General features: G+C 64.0%; 13 protein-coding genes. 8 read left to right on the top strand and 5 right to left on the bottom strand.

Going from position 1 to position 17,834, the window contains the following annotated elements:
* The first annotated feature begins 119 nt into the window (after nt 1-119).
* From HDIA_RS14550 to ligA, 3 genes are all read left to right on the top strand, one after another.
* The gene (locus HDIA_RS14550) at nt 120-2,597 is read left to right on the top strand and encodes a penicillin-binding protein 1A (RefSeq protein WP_099556825.1); all 2,478 of its coding nucleotides are present in this window, start codon (nt 120-122) and stop codon (nt 2,595-2,597) included.
* Between the two features lie 25 nt (nt 2,598-2,622).
* Entirely contained in the window at nt 2,623-3,621 is a 999-nt protein-coding gene (locus HDIA_RS14545) for a small ribosomal subunit Rsm22 family protein (protein ID WP_099556824.1), read from the top strand.
* Nucleotides 3,622-3,715: 94 nt separating this feature from the next.
* A complete protein-coding gene (ligA, locus tag HDIA_RS14540) occupies nt 3,716-5,878 on the top strand; it encodes an NAD-dependent DNA ligase LigA (RefSeq protein ID WP_099556823.1) in 2,163 nt (720 codons plus the stop codon).
* 28 nt (nt 5,879-5,906) lie between these two features.
* Here ligA and HDIA_RS14535 read toward each other — a convergent pair whose 3' ends face one another.
* A complete protein-coding gene (locus HDIA_RS14535) occupies nt 5,907-8,810 on the bottom strand; it encodes a tetratricopeptide repeat protein (RefSeq protein WP_099556822.1) in 2,904 nt (967 codons plus the stop codon).
* Here HDIA_RS14535 and HDIA_RS14530 point away from each other — a divergent pair.
* Both HDIA_RS14530 and HDIA_RS14525 read left to right on the top strand, forming a co-directional pair.
* Nucleotides 8,809-8,991, top strand: coding sequence for a hypothetical protein (locus HDIA_RS14530; RefSeq protein WP_099556821.1), 183 nt, complete (start codon nt 8,809-8,811; stop codon nt 8,989-8,991). The two genes, HDIA_RS14535 and HDIA_RS14530, sit on opposite strands and share 2 nt — an antisense overlap.
* Nucleotides 8,992-9,086: 95 nt before the next feature.
* Nucleotides 9,087-9,989, top strand: coding sequence for a 50S ribosomal protein L11 methyltransferase (locus HDIA_RS14525; protein WP_157775664.1), 903 nt, complete (start codon nt 9,087-9,089; stop codon nt 9,987-9,989).
* Between the two features lie 87 nt (nt 9,990-10,076).
* On the opposite strand, the gene HDIA_RS14520 is transcribed toward HDIA_RS14525, so the two are convergent.
* Entirely contained in the window at nt 10,077-10,292 is a 216-nt protein-coding gene (locus HDIA_RS14520) for a hypothetical protein (protein ID WP_099556819.1), read from the bottom strand.
* Between the two features lie 408 nt (nt 10,293-10,700).
* Between HDIA_RS14520 and HDIA_RS14515 the strand changes: the two genes are divergently transcribed.
* Complete coding sequence (locus HDIA_RS14515; RefSeq protein ID WP_099556818.1) at nt 10,701-12,530, top strand: aminopeptidase P family protein; 1,830 nt, start codon at nt 10,701-10,703, stop codon at nt 12,528-12,530.
* A gap of 248 nt (nt 12,531-12,778) precedes the next feature.
* Complete coding sequence (locus tag HDIA_RS14510; RefSeq protein ID WP_157775662.1) at nt 12,779-13,132, top strand: hypothetical protein; 354 nt, start codon at nt 12,779-12,781, stop codon at nt 13,130-13,132.
* 127 nt (nt 13,133-13,259) lie between these two features.
* Here HDIA_RS14510 and HDIA_RS25380 read toward each other — a convergent pair whose 3' ends face one another.
* Nucleotides 13,260-13,448 (bottom strand): hypothetical protein, encoded by a 189-nt coding sequence (locus HDIA_RS25380; RefSeq protein ID WP_157775659.1) that lies wholly within the window; start codon nt 13,446-13,448, stop codon nt 13,260-13,262.
* Here HDIA_RS25380 and HDIA_RS14505 point away from each other — a divergent pair.
* A complete protein-coding gene (locus HDIA_RS14505) occupies nt 13,447-14,043 on the top strand; it encodes a PRC-barrel domain-containing protein (protein ID WP_099556816.1) in 597 nt (198 codons plus the stop codon). The two genes, HDIA_RS25380 and HDIA_RS14505, sit on opposite strands and share 2 nt — an antisense overlap.
* A gap of 117 nt (nt 14,044-14,160) precedes the next feature.
* Here HDIA_RS14505 and HDIA_RS14500 read toward each other — a convergent pair whose 3' ends face one another.
* Nucleotides 14,161-15,216: an alpha/beta hydrolase family protein gene (locus HDIA_RS14500; protein ID WP_099556815.1), complete on the bottom strand. Its 1,056-nt coding sequence runs from the start codon at nt 15,214-15,216 to the stop codon at nt 14,161-14,163.
* A gap of 126 nt (nt 15,217-15,342) precedes the next feature.
* Nucleotides 15,343-17,748 carry an ATP-dependent helicase gene (locus HDIA_RS14495; protein WP_173796238.1) on the bottom strand — a complete coding sequence of 802 codons (2,406 nt, stop codon included), beginning with the start codon at nt 17,746-17,748 and terminating at the stop codon, nt 15,343-15,345.
* Between the last annotated feature and the right edge of the window lie 86 nt (nt 17,749-17,834).

Raw genomic sequence — 17,834 nt, 5'->3', positions numbered from 1 at the left:
TTGCGCGTGGTCGCGTCCGGCCGGGGCAAGGCGGGCAAGTCCGGCGCCGCATCTCGGATGCGAATGCCGTCGACGATGAATGTGATCCGGCAGGTTGGCCGGTAAAGAGAAAGCAGACCATGATCTTTGTTCGGTTTTTTGGCTGGGCTTTCGCGATCGGGGCCTTCCTGGCGCTGATCGCGGCGGGCGTCGTCGCCGTCTACATCAAGAACGAGGCGAGCGACCTTCCCGATATTGCCGGCCTGCAGAACTACGAGCCGCCTGTCATGACCCGCGTGCACGCGGCCGACGGACAGCTCGTGGCCGAATATGCTCGGGAGAAGCGTCTTTTCCTGCCGATCCAGCTCATTCCCGATCTGGTCAAGCACGCCTTCATGTCGGCCGAGGACAAGGATTTCTACAGCCACCCGGGCATCGATCCGATCTCGCTTGCCGGCGCGATGGTCAAGAATGTGGAGAACGCGATCAACGGTCGCCGTCTGGTCGGCGCGTCCACCATCACTCAGCAGGTCGCCAAGAACTTCCTCCTGACGAGCGATCGCACGGTCGACCGCAAGGTCAAGGAAATGCTGCTGTCGCTGCGCATGGAGCAGGCCTACACCAAGGACCAGATCCTGGAGCTCTACCTCAACGAGATCTATCTCGGCTTCGGTTCCTATGGTGTGGCTGCGGCGGCGCTGTTCTATTTCGACAAGCCGGTGGGTGATCTGACGCTGGCCGAGGCCGCCTACATGGCCGCGCTGCCGAAGGCACCGACCAACTACAATCCCTATCGCTACTACGACCGTGCTCTTGAGCGCCGCAACTGGGTCATCGACGAGATGGTGCAGAACGGCTACGCAACGCCCGATGAAGCGGCTGCGGCCAAGGCGACGCCCATCAAGATCAAGCGGCGCGAGCTGAGCACGCAGGTCACGGCCTCCGAATATTTCGTGGAGGAGGTGCGCCGCGAACTGATCCAGCGCTACTCGGAGAAGGGTCTCTACGAGGGAGGTCTTTCGGTGCGCACCACGCTCGACCCGCAGATGCAGGTGATGGCGCGGGACGCTCTCCAGCATGCGCTGGAAAAGTTCGACATGGCGCGCGGCTGGCGTGGACCGGTGAAGAGCATCGACGTTGCCGGCGACTGGGGCGTTCCGCTCGCCGACATTCCGGCGCTTTCGGATATACCCGAGTGGCAGCTTGCCGTGGTCCTGTCCATGGATGACAAGGCGGCGACGGTCGGCCTGCAGCCGGGCAAGACGCCGACGGGTAAGGTCGTCGATGACCGGGTGACGGGCGAGTTGCCTGTCTCCGAGATGACCTGGGCCAAGTGGACAAGCGGCGATCGCCGGGGACGCAAGGTCACGAAGCCTGACGACGTCCTGAATGTCGGAGATGTCGTCTTCGTCGAGCGGGTCGACACCAATGCCGACGGCACGGGCATCTTCCGTCTGCGCCAGATTCCGGAAATCAGCGGCGCGCTCGTGGCCATGGAGCCCCTCACGGGCCGCGTCCGGGCGCTGGTCGGCGGGTTCTCCTATTCGGAAAGCGAGTTCAACCGCGCAACGCAGGCATGGCGCCAGCCAGGTTCCTCCTTCAAGCCCTTCGTCTATTCGGCCGCCCTCGACAATGGCTATACGCCGTCGAGCGTGGTCATGGACGCGCCCTTCGAAATCGACCAGGGCGGCGGGCTCGGCGTCTGGAAGCCGAAGAACTACGGCGGCAAATTCCTCGGCCCGGCAACGCTGCGGACCGGTATCGAACGGTCGCGCAACGTGATGACGGTGCGTCTTGCCCAGGACATGGGCATGCCGCTGGTGGCCGAATATGCCCGCCGCTTCGGCATCTATGACGACATGCCGCCGGTGCTTTCCATGTCGCTCGGTGCCGGCGAAACGACGGTTCTGAGGCTCACCAACGCCTACGCAATCATCGCCAACGGCGGCCGCCGCGTTGAGCCGACCCTGATCGACCGCGTGCAGGACCGCTACGGCCATACGATCTATCGCGCCGACCAGCGTGTCTGCCAGGGCTGCGATGCGCCGGAATGGGAAGGCCAGGACGAGCCGACCATCATCGACGATCGCGAGCAGGTGCTCGACCCGATGACCGCCTACCAGATCACCTCGATGATGGAGGGTGTGGTCCAGCGCGGCACGGCAACCGTGGTCAAGAAGCTCGGACGTCCCGTCGCCGGCAAGACCGGCACGACCAACGACGAGAAGGACGCCTGGTTCATGGGCTTCACGCCGAACCTCACCGTCGGCGTCTTCATCGGCTACGACAAGCCGCGTCCGATGGGCCATGGCTCGACCGGCGGTCAGCTTGCTGCGCCCGTGTTCCTCGACTTCATGCAGCAGGCTCTCGCGGGCCAGCCGCCGGTGGAGTTCAAGGTACCGGAGGGCCTGACGCTGATCCCGATCGATCGCAAGACGGGACTGCGTGCCAGCGGCAGCGGCCCGGGCGTGATCCTCGAGGCCTTCAAGCCCGGAACCGAGCCGTCCGACCAGATGGACATCATCGGCGACTACGACGGGGCTTACAGCGGTGTTCCCGGCGCCGTGAATTCGGAGGCCGAGCGCGCCGCGATTACGGGAACCGGCGGGCTCTACTGATCGCCGCCGGTCCGCTCCCGCCTCCATGACCGACCTGCCGCCCGCCCTTCGCGCCGTAGTCGAAACTTCGGCGGACGGCATTGCGCTCGAAACGCTGGCGACGGCCGCCGAGCGGCTGTCGGAGCGCTATCGCGGCGAAGTGCGCGATGGCCGCTATCATCTTTCCAGCGATCTTGCGGCGCGGGCCTATCTCGCAAGCCGCCTGCCGGCGACCTATGCAGCCGTCAGTGCTTCGCTTGCCATGGCGGATGCCCGGCTCGACGATTTCCAGCCGACGTCCATCCTCGACATCGGGGCAGGGCCGGGAACGGCGACGCTTGCTGCCGCCGGCGTCTGGCCATCGCTGGCGTCCGCTGTTCTAGCAGAAGGAAGCGCGGACATCGCCCAATGGGGCGCGCGGCTGCTGGCGACGGTCAAGGGCTTGCAGAGCCATTGGCTGAAGGCGGACATCCTCGGCGGTCTTTCCGGTGTGGAGAAGGCCGATCTCGTGACCATGGCCTATGTCCTCGACGAGGTAGCGCCTTCCGCCCGCGCCGCCTTGATCGCGCAAGCCTACAATCTTTCGCGCGAACTTCTCGTCATCGTCGAACCGGGCACGCCGGCCGGCTGGCGACGCATCGTCGAGGCACGGGGTCAGTTGCTGGCGTCGGGCGCGCATGTGGTGGCGCCCTGCATGCATTCGCTGGAGTGTCCGCTCACGGAGCCGGACTGGTGCCATTTCGCCCAGCGGCTTGCCCGCTCGCGCCTGCACCGGCAGGTGAAGCGCGCCGAAGTTCCCTACGAGGACGAGAAATACATCTTCCTTGCCGTTGCACGCTCGCCCGAACTTTTGAGGCCGGTATCCGTTTCGCGCATCCTTGCGCCGCCGGATGCCGGCAAGGGACGGATCGGGCTGAAGCTCTGCCGACCGGACGGGACTGTCGCCAATGTCATTGTCAGCCGCCGGGACGGCGAGGCCTTCAAGGCCGCGCGGCGAGCGGACTGGGGTGACACTTTTGAGCGTGGCGACAGCGCCGCCGGCTGAGCATTCCCTGTGGCCAGAGCCATCCGGGGCCTTTCCTCCTCCTCCTGCTCGGCTATAGTCCGACACCGAATTTTCCAGCCTTCGAGTGTCCGCCATGTCCCATCCCGCCGGTCCGCCTGTCGATCAGCTCACCGAACTCGAAGCGGCCGGCGAACTGGAGCGGCTGGCGCGCCTGATGGCGCATCATGACCAGCTTTATTACTCGAAAGACGCGCCGGAAATCTCGGATGCCGAATACGACGAGCTGAAGGCCCGCAACCAGGCCATCGAGGCGCGATTTCCGCATCTGATCCGGCCGGATTCGCCGTCACTGAAGGTCGGCGCCGCGCCCTCCGAGGCCTTCAGTCAGGTGACGCACGCCCGGCCGATGCTGTCGCTCGACAACGTCTTTTCCGACGAGGACGTGGTCGACTTCGTCGCCGGCGTGCGGCGATTTCTGGGGCTCGGTCCGGATGCCGAGCTCGTCTTTACGGCGGAACCCAAGATCGACGGCCTCTCCATGAGCCTTCGCTACGAGAAGGGGCGGCTGGTGACGGGCGCCACCCGCGGCGACGGAACGACGGGCGAGAATGTCACCGCCAACATCCGCACCATCAACGAGATTCCGCAGGTTCTGCCAGCCGGCGCGCCCGATGTCGTGGAGGTGCGCGGCGAGGTCTACATGGCCAAGGCGGCATTCCTGGACCTCAATGCCCGCATGGCCGAGAGGGGCGGCAAGGTCTTTGCCAATCCGCGCAACGCGGCGGCGGGCTCGCTGCGTCAGCTTGATCCCAAGGTCACCGCGTCGCGGCCGCTGCGCTTCTTTGCCTATGCCTGGGGCGAGATGACCAGCATTCCGGCCGGCACGCAGTATGACGTCGTCGAGGCCTTCAAGTCCTGGGGATTCCAGGTCAATCCCCTGATGGCCCGCTGCGTGTCCACGGACGACCTCCTCGCTCACTATCACGAGATCGAGACCCTGCGTGGCAGCCTCGACTATGACATCGACGGCGTCGTCTACAAGGTCGACCGGCTGGACCTGCAGGAACGGCTCGGCTTCCGCTCGCGCACACCGCGCTGGGCAACGGCGCACAAGTTCCCGGCCCAGCAGGCGACGACGGTGCTCACGGCGATCGATATCCAGGTCGGCCGCACGGGTGCGCTGACGCCGGTTGCGCGGCTCGAACCGGTGACCGTCGGCGGTGTCGTCGTCACCAATGCGACGCTGCACAACGAGGACTACATCAAGGGCATCGGCAATTCGGGCGAGCCGATCCGCGAGGGGCGGGACATCCGCGTCGGCGACACGGTGATCGTGCAGCGGGCGGGCGACGTCATTCCGCAAATCGTCGACGTGGTGCTCGACAAGCGGCCTGCCGATGCGGTGGCCTACGTGTTTCCGGATCGTTGCCCGATCTGCGGCAGCCATGCGGTGCGCGAGGAGGGGGAAGCCAAGCACCGCTGCACCGGTGGTCTCGTCTGCTCGGCGCAGCAGCAGGAGCGGCTTCGCCATTTCGTCTCGCGCAACGCGCTCGACATCGAGGGGCTCGGCGACAAGCAGATCGCCTTCTTCTTCGAGGCGGATGACGACGCGATGCGAATCCGCACGCCCGCCGACATCTTCACGCTGGAGGCCCGGCAGGAGGCCTCGCAGCTTTCCAAGCTCAAGAACCGCGAGGGCTGGGGCGAGACCTCCGTCGGCAATCTCTTCGCCGCCATCCGGGCGCGCAAGGCGCCGGCGCTCTCCCGCTTCATCTTCGGTCTCGGCATCCGCCATGTCGGCGAGACCAACGCCAAGCGGCTCGCCCGCCACTACACAAGCTGGTCGGCCTTCGAGGCCGGCGCGCGCGCGGCCGTCCCGCCCGTCTCGAAGGGCGACAAGGGCAACGACGCCTGGGCCGAGCTCGTCGGCATCGAGGGCATCGGGTCGGTCGTGGCCGAGGCGGTCGTCGACTTCTTCGCCGAGGAACACAACATCGAGGTGCTGACGGCGCTTCTGGCCGAGGTGATCCCGCAGGACGAGGAGGCGATCGTCGCCAGCGGTTCACCGGTCGCGGGCAAGACGGTGGTCTTCACCGGCAGCCTTGAAAAGATGACCCGCGACGAGGCCAAGGCGACGGCGGAACGGCTCGGCGCCAAGGTGTCGGGATCGGTGTCGAAGAAGACCGATCTTGTGGTGGCCGGGCCGGGGGCGGGGTCGAAGCTCGCAAAGGCTACGGAATTCGGCATCGAGGTCATCGACGAGGATGCCTGGCTGGAGCTGGTGCGGGGGGCGTGAGCGTCTTCATTCGATTGATTGCCATCACTCATGGCAGCTCGACCAGCTTCTTTTGGCAGATTTCCTCCCATTCCTTGTTGCCGATCTTACCGTAGAGTGACATCGCCAGATCAAAACACTCGCGCGCCTTCCGATTGTCACCTTGAGCGAGGGCTATATTTCCGAGGCCGTCTGTGCAGTTTGCCTCGCCAAGGACGTCGCCAACCTTTCTGTAGAGGTGGAGTGCGTTCTCATAGGCCTTTTGAGCGCCGTCGTGGTCGGAGCGGCGAAGAGCGATGTCGCCGAGGCCCCTGATGCAGTTTGCCTCGCCAAGGACGTCACCGAACTTTCGGTAGAGGGGGAGTGCGTCCTTATAGGCCTTTTGAGCGCCGTTGTGATCGGAGCGGCGAAGAGCGATGTCGCCGAGGCCCTTGATGCAGTTTGCCTCGCCAAGGAGGTCGCCGACCTTTCGGTAGAGGGGGAGTGCGTCTTCATAGGCCTTTTGGGCGTGGTCGTGGTTGGAACGGGCTAGAGCAATATCGCCGAGGCTCCTGATGCAGTTTGCCTCGCCAAGGAGGTCGCCGATCTTTCGGCAGAGGGGGAGTGCGTCCTCATAGGCCTTTTGGGCGCGGTCGTGGTTGGAACGGGTTAAATCGATGTCGCCGAGGCTCCTGATGCAGTTTGCCTCGCCAAGGAGGTCGCCGATCTTTCGGTAGAGGGGGAGTGCGTCCCCATAGGCCTTTTGGGCGCGGTCTTGGTCGGAGCGGCGAAGAGCGATGTCGCCGAGGCTCTTGATGCAGTTTGCCTCGCCAAGGAGGTCGCCGACCTTTCGGTAGAGGGAGAGGGCGTCTTCATAGGCCTTTTGGGCGCCGTCGTGGTCGGAGCGGCGAAGAGCGATGTCGCCAAGGCTCTGGATGCAGTTTGCCTCGCCAAGGAGGTCGTCGACCTTTCGGTGGAGGCGGAGTGCGCCCTCGTAGGCTTTTCTGGCGTCGTCGTGGTCGGAGCGGGCTAGAGCAATATCGCCGAGGCCTCTGATGCAGTTTGCCTCGCCAAGGACGGCGCCGACCCTTCGGTAGAGGGGGAGTGCGTTCTCGTAGGCCTTTTGGGCGCCGTCGTGATCGGAGTGGAGAAGAGCGATGTTGCCGAGGCTATGGATGCAGTTTGCCTCGCCAAGGAGGTCGCCGACCTTTCGGTAGAGGGGAAGTGCGTCCTCAAAGGCCTTTTGGGCGCCGTTGTGGTCGGAACGGGCAAGAGCGACATTGCCTAGTCCAAAGATGCAGTTGGCCTCACCGAGCAGGTCACCGTCTGCGTTGCACGCCTTGGCTAGGTCATTCAAGACCGGGGCAGGCAGTGATGCAATATAGGTCAGGCGATATAGGCCACTGAGAGCCGCCATGGCGTCAGCGCGCCGTCCGATGCCAAGGACAGCACGGATGGCGGCGTCGATGTTGGCGAACTCCAGCATGAGGCGAGCAATGGCACCTTCGCCTTTCTGTTTGCCGATAACTTCGCCTCGCTCTTTCGTCAGTGCAAGATAATGCTTTGGCCACGCCATATCATCCGGTGGGCCGGGCGGATGGTAGCGCAAGGCGTGCTCCCGGATTGGCGGCAGCAAATCGATCCGGCCTTCATGTTCCAAAGCAAGGGCAAGGTTCAGCAGGGCTTCCTCGGCCGGAAACCCGTCGTCACCGAGCAGCGTATCCCGATCCTCGTCGGCTATCCCGGCCGGCAGCTTGCCGAGCAAGGCGAAGAGGCGACGAGCCGGCGGCGTCATGCGCTCGGATGACAGCGACAACTCGATGGAATGCGGCAGGGAGCTGAGGCGCCCGTCGCCGAACGAGGAATCCCGGGCCAGATCGGCGCCGATTTTCGTCCATTGCTGCCAGAGCGTCGCCAGCGATTGTCGCCCGTGGGCGCGGGTTGCGACCAATTCGATGGCCAGCGGGATACCGCCGAGAGCCCCAACGAATTTGTCGAAATCCGGGTCGTTCGTAAAATCGTTCTGGGCAATCCGGCGGAAGAGATCGGCGTCGAAGGGCGCTGCAAGATGTTGGACGTGATGGACACGCCCCCAGTCAGGCCCCGCAATTCTGTTTAGGCCCCGGAAAGAGGCCAGGACGGCCAGACCCGGAAGGGCAGCCAATTCGGCCAAGGTATATTCCGTTGCCCGTCGTTCTGCGGTCGGCTCCCATGGCGTTTCGAGATTGTCGAGGACAATGAGGCCCGGTTCTACCCCGAGACTATCAAGAGTTGCCCGGAAGCCGCGCGAGGGATCGCCGCCGATGGCGCGCGTGATCGCATCCTGCATGTCGGCTGCGGTCGCGGTTGTTTCCAGTTCCACGAACCATCGCCGTTCCTCGCCGAACCGCGCGACGACCTCAGGGTGATTCCCGATGGCTTTCGTCAGCGCCGTCTTGCCGATCCCCGGGCCGCCCTGAACGAGGACGGACGTTTGAGCGCCGGATGACAGGACAACGGGAAGAATGACCTCGATATCCGTTGCGCGACCAAGGAAATGCTGGGGTGCGCGGGGGATTCGAAGACTGATGGATTCGGGCTTGGGTGTGTCGCGGTTGTCAAAAGCATGGCGCAGGTCAAATCGCCACTGATCATAGGCAGCATTTTTGCCGAAGAGTTCCTCCTCGATACTGGCAAGATCGTTTGGTCTGCTTCGGCCTGTGCGCCAGTTGCGTACAGTGCGTTCGTTGACGCTCCCAACGGCAGAGGCGAATCGCTTGTTGTTCCACCGCTTTCCCGGCGCATCTGGCGATCCTTCGGGCCGGGTGCCGAAATTAAGGTGCCAATCCAATAGCTTGGAAAATTCCTGATGTTCCGGATAGGGGGATCCTTTTCCAGTTTTTTCCGGCGTTTCCGGTCCTTCCGATGATGGCATCCCGTTTTCCAGCCCGTTGGTATTTTTGGGGAACCGTTCCAACGAACGGAGAAACCCCATGGACACGATCCTTACCTTCGCCTCCTCCTTGCAGGACTGCAACCTTCACTTTTGCCTCTATGGCGGACTTGGAGCGCATCTTCTGCTTCGCGCCGCACTCGCGATCGTCGATCGCGACTATGTGGAGGCGCGAGAGCACATGACGCACGGAGCGATCTACCTCTCGCTCGGACTTTTGTGACGTACGTGTCTATGGATGCGGGGGCGTGTTGACTTTGGCCATGCCCCCGTGTTCCTGCCTGTGACTCAAACGTTCTTCGTCTCAAGGCCATGCCCATGCCGCAGATTCATGCCCGCATCCTGACCGACGCCGCCAATGCGGTGCGTCTCGCCGATCTTCTGGAGGAGGCGCTTGGCGAGGACGTGCCGGTCGCATGGTCGGAGCAGGGCGAGCCTTCAGAAATCGGCACCGACGAGACGTTGCCGTGGGCGGTGGATGCCTACTTCGACGACAGCACCGCGCCCGAGGTGGAGGCGTTGCTGCGGGGGATCCTTGCCGGCGAGGGCGATGGATTGGACCTCACGGTCGTGGCGCTGGGAGATGTCGACTGGGTTTCGGAAAGCCTCAAGGGTCTTGCCCCGGTGGCGGCCGGGCGTTTCGTCGTCCATGGCGCGCATGACCGGGGGCAGTTGCCGTCCGGTCTGATCGGGCTCGAAATCGAGGCCAACCAGGCCTTCGGTACCGGCCATCACCCGACCACGTGGGGATGCCTCGTCGCGCTTTCGCGGCTGCTGCGTCAGTGGCGATTCCACAATGTGCTCGATCTTGGCACCGGGTCGGGCGTGCTGGCCATCGGCTATGCCAAGGTGACGGGGGAGAGGGTTGTCGCCAGCGACATCGACCCTGTTTCCGTGAAGATCGCGCTGGAGAATGCCCGGCTCAACGGCGTGCCGCGCAAGGTGAGCGGTGTCGTCGCGGAAGGATTCGGACACCCGGAACTGTCGCGCGGGACCTTCGATCTCGTTCTGGCGAACATTCTCGCCGGTCCGCTGAAGTCGCTGGCGTCGCAAATGCGGGCCCACATGACGCCCGGTGGCTGGATCATTCTCTCCGGCCTGCTGGTCTCGCAGGCGTCTAGCGTCGATGCCGCCTACCGGGCGCAGGGGTTCATCCGCAAGGACTGCCTGACGCGGGACGGCTGGGCGACGCTCGTCATGCGATTTGCGCCGGCGCGCTGAAGAACGCCTCGGTCCCTCGGCCACAAACGGAAAAGCCGCCCAGACGGGCGGCCTCGGACTTTCTGCGACAGGTCGTGCCGGCTGCGGTCAGATCGACGTGCGGCGCGCCGTCATCCGGCGGATCTGCTCGGCGTCGTAACCGAGGCCGGCGAGGGTTTCGGTGTCCATCGACGACAGGTAGTGGTTGACGAACTGGTTGGCCTGGCGGGCGCGGGCGCCCATCATGGCCTCGAAGGTGCGGCGGAAGAGCCCGTTGCCGTTGCGAAGCCCCGCAGGCTCGGACGACTTGTTGTAAGTGACCATGGGTCTGACCTTTCAAATCCTGATTTGGGTTCGGCGCGTTGGTCCTTCGAGAAAGGTGGCGGGCTTCCCGCCTGACCGCTTCCCCCCGTGCGACCCGCGCCGGATTGGATGTTGCGTTGCGAAGGTAATATAGGCGCCGTTGACTTTAAGGCGAACTGCTTATTCGGGACGGCAGCCCTGCATAAGACGCATGAAAGGCCGGAATTCCGCCTAAAACGTTAAAGTGACCGGGATGAGTCGCGGCGATGCTGCATTGCAATATGATGACGATGGATCACAGGGAGCGGACAGATTTGGGAGGAACCGAACGGCATCGCTTGACGCTTCCTGATTGCAGACGCTAGCTCTTTCGTCGACCGTTGCCGGTTCATGCGTGCTGTTTCCGGTGTCACCCGAAGGATCATTTCCATGTTTCAAAGTTTCGATTCCTCCGCCGATCCGCGTTTCGGGGCAGCACGGCTTGCCGCGCTACGGGCGGAGTTGAAGCGCAACGATCTTGACGGGTTCCTCGTGCCTCTCGCCGACGAGCACCAGGGCGAATACATTCCGCCCTCGGCCCAGCGCCTTGCCTGGCTGACCGGCTTCGGCGGTTCGGCGGGTCTTTGCGCGGTGCTGGCCGACAAGGCGGCCATCTTCGTCGACGGGCGCTACACGATCCAGGTTCGCCAGCAGGTCAACACGGAGGTCTTCGAGCCGAAGCACCTGATGGACGAGCCTGTCGGCGAGTGGCTGAAGGAGAATGTGGGGGCAGGCCGGCGTATCGGATATGACCCGTGGCTGCACACGATGGCCGAGGTCGCGCGGCTTGAAAAGGCCTTGAAGAAGGTCGGCGCCTTCCTTGTGGCGGTCGACAGGAATCCGATCGATGCGGTCTGGGGAGAGCAGCCGAACCCGCCGGTCGGCCCCGTGTCGCTGTATCCGGACCAGCTTGCGGGTGAAACTTCGGCAGTCAAGATCGAGCGCATCGGCAAGGCAGTCGCGGAGGCCGACGCGGATGCCGCCGTGTTGACCATGACGGATTCGATCGCCTGGGTCTTCAACATCCGGGGGTCCGATATCGGCCATACACCGGTGCCGCTCGCCTTCGCGATCCTGCAGGCCGAAGGACGGCCGCTGCTGTTCATCGACGGGCAAAAGCTCTCCAACAGCGTTCGGGCGGCACTGGACGCCGTCGTCGACATCGCCGAACCGGACCAGTTTACCGGCGCGCTGGAGGATCTTGGACGGGACGAAAGACGCGTGCTGATCGACCCGAGCACGGCCGCGGCGAAGATCGGGACCCTCCTGAAAGAGGGCGGTGCGAAGCTCGTCGAGGGCGAGGACCCGGTCACCCTGCCGAAGGCGATCAAGAACGAGGCGGAGCTTGCCGGCACGCGAGGCGCGCACATTCGCGACGGCGCCGCCATGGTCCGCTTTCTTGCCTGGCTCGACGAGGCCGCGCCTGCCGGCAGCGTCGACGAGGTGATCGCGGCGGAGAAGCTGGAGGAATTCCGCCGAGATACCGGGGCGCTGAAGGAGATTTCCTTCGATACGATTTCGGCGGCGGGGCCGCATGCGGCGATCCCGCACTACCGGGTGACCCGCGAAAGCTGCCTGCCGCTGAAGATGGACGAGATCTTCCTGATCGATTCCGGCGGGCAATACGAGGACGGCACCACCGACATCACCCGGACCGTGATTGTCGGCACGCCGAGCGCGGAGATGCGCGACCGCTACACCCGCGTTCTCAAGGGCATGATCGCGATCTCGCGGGCGCGCTTCCCGAAAGGCACCACAGGCGCGCATCTCGACATCCTCGCCCGGCAGGCTCTCTGGAACGCCGGCTTCGATTTCGACCATGGCACCGGACACGGCGTCGGCGTCTATCTCTCGGTCCACGAGGGGCCGCAGCGGATTTCCAAGGCCAGTCACGTCAAGCTGCAGCCGGGCATGATCCTGTCCAACGAGCCGGGCTACTACAAGGACGGCGCCTACGGCATCCGCATCGAGAATCTCGTCATCGTGACGGCGGAGGAGCCGATCGAGGGCGGCGAGCGGCCGATGATGGGCTTTGAGACGCTCACCTTCGCACCGATCGACAAGCGGCTTGTCGATGTCTCGCTGATGGACGAAGGCGAGATCAGTTGGTTCGACCGCTATCATGCCGAGGTGCGGGAAAAGCTGATGCCGCTGGTCTCCGAGGAGGACGGCGTTCGCGGCTGGCTGCTTGCCGCGACCGAGCCGCTTGGACCGCGCTGACCATCTCCGGCCCCCGCTGTCGGCGAGGCCGGTCTTCCCCGGATAGTCCGGGGACGGAGCGATTTTTCACGCTGTGTTGAATAATCGAATTTTCTTTCAGAGGAATAATTCAGGAACCATCTCCCAGCTCATCTGTTTTCCTGATGACCAAGCGATTAAACGGTATTTGGAATTGTCATGTGCGATGTTCGAATATCTGTCGCCGGTTATTCGGAAGTTATATTCGGGTACTTCCCGGATTTTCTTCGATGAAAATCAAATCTGGGAGACAGATCATGAAAAAACTTCTTCTTGCCGCCTCTTTCGCGACGATCTTTGCTATCAATCCTGCGCTGGCAGAAGAAGCGATTGCGCCGACCAATCAGGTCGATCAGACGCTGCCCAAGGCTGACAACGCCGCGCCTGCTACCCAGCCGGCGCCCGATATGGACGCGGGTGCCCTGAATGCCCCGGCCGACGGCGTGGATGCCACGCTGCCGAAGTCGAGCGAGATGGGCGCTGCCGAGCAGCCGTCCCCGGACATGGACAAGGGCATCATCAAGGCGCCGACGAATGACATGACGACGACCGAGACGATGAAGGAGGATACCTCCGTCAACTGACCGGGCTCCGTCGTTCATGAGTGACATGTCGAAGAGCGCGCAAAGCGCCGTCCAGACAGTCACGATCCGGGCCGGTCGCGACAGATGTCGCGGCCGGCCTTTCCGTCTGTCAGACCGACAATCAAACTCAATTATTCACACTTGCATCCGGAACTATATCGCCGCTCGGATGTTCTTCTATGGTCAGCCAGTGCTTTGCTTTCTCTTGAGCGATTTTGGCAAAAATCTGGCAGATTAATGTTTGAACATTGGCATCGTTACTTTGGCGAATTCCATGAGACGATGACCATGCACGAAAGACTGGGAGACGCATCATGAAAACGCTTCTGACCGCTACGTCGATCGCCGCCATGCTGGCTCTTACGCCTGCGATGGCGCAGGAGACTGCTCCGGCCCCGTCGACCGACATGACGACGCCGGCGAGCCCTGACACCGGCTCCGACATGAACAAGACGATGCCGGAGATGGCGCCGGCCGACAGCGCCCAGATGCCTTCGGCCACGGACAGCACGAAGACCATGGCCGATGCCGGCAAGAGCGACCAGATGTTCTTTGCCGATCAGCAGCCGGGCGAGGTGCTGTCGTCCGAGATCGTCGGCGAGACCATCTACAACGCCAGTGACGAGAATATCGGCGAGGTGTCCGATTTCGTCACCGACGGGCAGGGCCAGATCAAGGCGCTGGTCGTCAGCGTCGGCGGCTTCCTCGGCATCGGCGCGAAGGAGGTCGCGGTGAACTACGACAAGTTCACGGTGATCGCCAGCGGCGAAAACGAGAGCAAGGTGACGCTCGACACCACGAAGGATGCCCTTGAAAAGGCTCCCGAGTTCAAGACGCTGGCCATGAAGGCCGCCGAGAAGCCCCTGCCGGCGACCGGTATGGACACCACGACCCAGCCGGCAACCCAGTAATCTGTTGCCGACCTGGGCGCTGGAATGGTGACCGCTGAATAGCGGGGCACCATTCCCACTGGACCCCGTGCCCAGAGAGGGCGCGGGTCTTTTTTTGTCTCGCGCCGGCCCTGGGCTTCAATCGTCGATGCCGGTCCCATTCCCCTGCCGCCCCGCGATGATGCGCAGGATCATACCCGCAATGTCATTGTGGACCTCGCTGCGCGGCCGTCCGTCGCCGTCTGAGCAGATGGCCTCGCTTTCCTCTTCCTCGCGCAGGATTGCCGCGCCCTTTGCCGTGCATTCGGGAAAGGCTGAAAAGGGGCTCTTCGCCGAAATGGTGTGACGCCGGGCTGCCGGGTTGCCGTGCAAGACGGCGTCCGGCGCATTCCGGGCAGAGTTGTCCGACGGCGAGCCGAGCCTGATGATGTCGACAGGTGCTCCGGTTCCGTCCTTGCCCGTGCTGTCGATGCTGGAGAGAAGTTCCGGATCGACCGCGATGGCATAGGCAAAACGGGCATCGCGACGGCTTGCGGCAAGGCTCTGCAGGTCGATGGCGTGGAGGTCGACGCCCTTGTGCTTGAACCAGCGACAGTCCGGGTTGCCGGCATCGCTGTCGCAGGACCGGGCGTAGGCGTCGGGATCGATGTCAGCGCCGGCAAGCTGGAGGGCCGACGTTCCACCCAGGAAGAAGCCGATGACACCGATCCGCCGCATGTCGAGGTGAGGAGCGATCGCGGGCATCGCGGCGATGGCCGTCAGACTGTTCGACAGGTCGCGGGGGCGGTGTCCGACTTCCAATGGGGCCGTGGCCGCCTGATCGGGCGTCAGCCTCGGCGGATCGATCATTGCAACGGCAAGGCCGTTCCGCGCCAGATCGGCCGCGAGCCAGTTGCCGAGCCCAGGCGCTGCGCGCAGGCCGCCGAATTGTATGAGAACGAGGGGGAGGGAGCCTTCGGACAAGGGAGCATCGGGAACAGCCTCGATGCCCATGAAGACACCGGAGCCACCGATCGCCTGCGTCTTTCCGTCGGATAAGGCCGGATACCAGAGCGAGACACTCAATGGCTGCGGGCGATCCGGCACCGAAAGGGCGAATTGGCGGACGCCGACCGTTCCGATCGGTTCCGCAAGCGCGGGGGCCGTTGCGATTGCGGCAAGAGCCACACAGGCGGCGAACAGAAAGCGGCGCATCGGGCAGATATCCTCGGCAGATCGGTGGACGACTGCCGAGGTGCTAGCGCGTGCGGCTTCCGCCGGAGACCTCGAACGCGATCAAGGACGCCGCGAGAACAGCGAAAATCCGAAAAATCGCGGGTCTCAGATTTTTTCCACGAAACTGTCGACGACCTTCTTCCGGCCGGCCTTGTCGAAATCGACGGTGAGCTTGTTGCCGTCGACCGAGAAGACGACGCCGTTGCCGAACTTCAGATGGAAGACGCGCGCACCGACGTCGTATTTGGCCTCGCCGCCGACGACCGAGCGGGCAATCAGTTCGCCCTCGATCATCTTCACGCCGGAGGGTGTGCGGCCGGAGCCTGTGCCCTGCGACCAGCTTCCGTCGCCGAAGGCCTGCGTCTTGGCCGCCCGTTTCCAGCCCGGCGTGTTGTAGGAGGAGCCGCCGAAGGTCGCCTGGCTGTCGAAGCGGCTCGCGCCATAGGCGCCGTAGTTGCTGCGCGAATAGCCGCCGTAGCTCGATCCCTGTTCCACGACCTCGACATGCGCCTCGGGCAACTCATCGAGGAAGCGCGAGGGGATCGAGGATTGCCAGGAGCCGTGAATGCGCCGGTTGGAGGCGAACCAGATGTTTGCGCGCTTCTTTGCCCGCGTGACGCCGACATAGGCAAGGCGGCGCTCTTCCTCGAGGCCCGCCCGCCCGCTTTCGTCCAGTGCGCGCTGGTGCGGGAAAAGGCCTTCCTCCCAGCCGGGCAGGAAGACGGTCTCAAATTCGAGACCCTTGGCCGAATGCAGTGTCATGATGGAGACCGCTTCGGCGCTGTCGTCGGCGTCGCGGTCCATCACCAGCGAAATGTGCTCCAGGAAGCCGGTCATCGATTCAAAATCCTGCATGGAGCGGATCAGCTCCTTCAGGTTTTCCAGCCGGCCGGGAGCCTCGGCCGAGCGGTCGTTCTGCCACATTTCGGTATAGCCGCTCTCGTCGAGGATCATCTTGGCAAGCTCGGTGTGGGAGAGGGCGTCGAGCTGGTTTCTCCAGCGCTCGATGCTTGCCATGAGACCGGTCAGGCTTGTGCGGGCCTTGCCGCGCAGTTCCTCGGTCTGGAGCAGATTGTGAACGGCGTCCGTCAGCGGAACGCTGTTGGCGCGGCCATAGGCGTGCAGCATCTGGACCGTAGCGCCGCCGATGCCGCGCCGCGGCGTGTTGACGATGCGCTCGAAGGCGAGATCGTCCGCCGGCTGGCTGACGATGCGGAAATAGGCCAGCGCATCGCGGATTTCCTGGCGCTCGTAGAAGCGCGGGCCGCCGATGACGCGATAGGGCACGCCGAGGGTGACGAAACGGTCCTCGAACTCGCGCATCTGGAAGGAGGCGCGCACGAGAATGGCGATCTCGTTGAGATTCGATCCGTGGCGCTGCAGGCGTTCGATCTCGTCGCCGATGGCGCGGGCCTCCTCCTCGGAGTCCCAGGCGGCGGCGACACGCACCTTGTCGGCGTCGGGATCGACCGCGTCGGTGAAGAGCGTCTTTCCGAGGCGCGCCTCGTTGTGGGCGATCAGGTGCGAGGCGGCACCGAGGATGTGGGCCGTGGAGCGGTAGTTGCGCTCCAGCCGGACCACCTTGGCACCCGGAAAATCCTTCTCGAAACGCAGGATGTTGTCCACCTCCGCGCCGCGCCAGCCGTAGATCGACTGGTCGTCGTCGCCGACGCAGCAGATGTTCTTCGATCCCTGCGCCAGAAGCCGCAGCCACATATACTGGACGACGTTGGTGTCCTGATACTCGTCGACGAGGATGTAGCGGAAGCGGCGGTGATAGTCGGCCAGCACATCCGGATGCTCGCGCAGGAGCCGCAGCGCCTCCAGCAGCAGGTCGCCGAAATCGACGGCGTTCAGAACCTTCAGTCGATCCTGGTAGGCGGTGTAAAGCTCGCGTCCGCGGCCGTTGCCGAAATATCGGGCGTCGCCCTCGGGAATGTCCTTCGGCCCGAGGCCCTTGTTCTTCCAGCCATCGATCAGCGAGGCAAGCTGACGGGCGGGCCAGCGCTTCTCGTCGATGCCTTCGGCCTGGATCAGCTGCTTCATCAGCCTGATCTGGTCGTCGGTGTCGAGGATGGTGAAATCGGATCTCAGGCCAACCATTTCCGCGTGGCGTCGCAGCAGCTTGACGCCGATGGTGTGGAAGGTGCCGAGCCACGGCATGCCTTCGACTGCGCTGCCGACCAGCTTGCCGATACGCTCCTTCATCTCGCGGGCGGCCTTGTTGGTGAAGGTCACCGCAAGGATCTGCGAGGGATAGGCGCGGCCCGTCGCAAGGATATGGGCGATGCGGGTCGTCAGCACGCGGGTCTTGCCGGTGCCGGCGCCGGCCAGCACCAGAAGCGGGCCATCGAGCGTCAGGATCGCGTCCTTCTGCTCCGGATTGAGGTTGTCGAGATAGGCGACCGGGCGAGCCGCGCCAAGGGCGCGCGCGGCGATGGAACCGGGGCGCGGGGCCGTCTCGTCGGGCTGGGGCACCTGCCCGTGCGAGGAAGTCGGGTGATTCTGCATGGGCGAACAATAGAGCAACATTGCGGCCGGAGCGAGGGGGCTCCGACCGGCCCCTGTTGCGATTTCGCGCAAGCCGTTCCCCGGTC

It is taken from the genome of Hartmannibacter diazotrophicus, assembly GCF_900231165.1.
Lineage (GTDB): Bacteria > Pseudomonadota > Alphaproteobacteria > Rhizobiales > Pleomorphomonadaceae > Hartmannibacter > Hartmannibacter diazotrophicus.
Note: the sequence above shows the minus strand (reverse complement) of the source record. Positions and strands in the feature narration are given on the sequence as shown.